Here is a 1,338-nt window from a genome sequence, read left to right as displayed (position 1 = left end):
GCGCCGGAGCCCGAGCCGGAGCCCGTGCCGGAGCCGGAACCGGTGCCGGTGCCCGCGCCGCCAGTCGCATCGACCGCGCCGCCAAGTGCATTGGCTGCGCCACTGGCCGCATCAGCTGCGCCAGATGCTGCATCGGACGATCCAGTCCCGCCGCCGCCGCCGCCGTTGCCTGCATTGCCGGTGTCGCCGGAATCGCCGCCATCACCATTGGCGTCGCCGCCTGCGCCGAAATTGAGAATCGGCAGGATTGGCACGAACGCATCGATGCCGTCGCCCRCATCGCCACTAGCGTTGCCAGCGTCAGAATCGCCGCTATCGCCACCCGAAGAGCCGTTTCCGCCGTCGCCGGATTGCCCATCGGCATCACCGCTGTCGGCCTTGGCATCGCCGGTTTCGGACTTGGTGTCGCTGTCTGCCGAGCCGTCGCCGCCGAGGCCTGCGCCCAGTCCAACACCCAAGCCGAGGCCGAGGCCGAGACCCACGCCAGTGCCGTCGCCGCCGCGACCGCCGTCGCCGCCGTCGCCCTTGCCGCCTTCGGCATCGTTCTTGCCGTCGCCGCCGTCACTGTCGCCGCCGTCAGCCTTGGTGTCGCCCTTGGCGTCGCCGCCGAGTGCCGCGCTCAACGCGTTGCCGCCGGTGCCGTCGCCGCCATCGGCCTTGCCGCCGTGGGCATCGCCACCATTTCCGCCATCGCCAGCTTCGGACTTGGCTTCGCCGCCGCTGCCGCCGCCGCCGCCGGTGCTAATGCCGTCGCCAGAAGAAGCGAAACCGCCCTTGGCGTCGAGGTCCAGGGTGAAACCCGAGTTGTTCGCAACGGTCGCGTTGTCGAGCTTGTCGTTGTCCTCCATGTTGGCGACTTGGTTGATGAACTGAACGTTGTTGTTGCCGTCGCCGGTCAACGAATTGTTCAGGATATCCTTAAAGCTGATGTCGTCGCCTGGGTCGTAGGTGATGTTGCCGTCCTTGGTGAACATCAGATCGTTGATGTCGCCGCCGGCCGTGATGTCTGCAAAATCATTATCGCTGGGAAGGAGACCCTCAGTCTGCAGGTCGACCTTGACGTCCACATTGACGTCTACTTTGGTCTCGTTCTTGTTTTCGTTTACATTCTTGTTTTCGGATTCGTTCTTATTTTCGTTTTCCGACTTGCTCTCATTCTTATTTTCATTTTCGCTCTTATTTTCGGATTCGTTCTTGTTTTCGTTTTCGTTCTTGTTGTCTGAGTCGTTGCTGTTGTCGCTCTTGTTCTCGTTCTTGTTGTCGGAATCGTTGCTGTTTTCGTTTTCGTTCTTGTTTTCGTTCTCGCTGCCGGGATCATAGTCATGCCCGGGGAATTGC

Annotated in this window: 1 protein-coding gene; it reads right to left on the bottom strand. The window is 61.8% G+C overall.

What is annotated here, in order from left to right; all coding sequences use genetic code 11:
- A partial coding sequence (locus tag AC1DWF_RS32010) for a hypothetical protein (RefSeq protein ID WP_476842565.1) occupies positions 1–1,338 on the bottom strand: 1,338 nt, incomplete at both ends.

The sequence above is a fragment of the Aminobacter sp. P4_D5 genome, from assembly GCF_056401815.1.
Note: the sequence above shows the minus strand (reverse complement) of the source record. Positions and strands in the feature narration are given on the sequence as shown.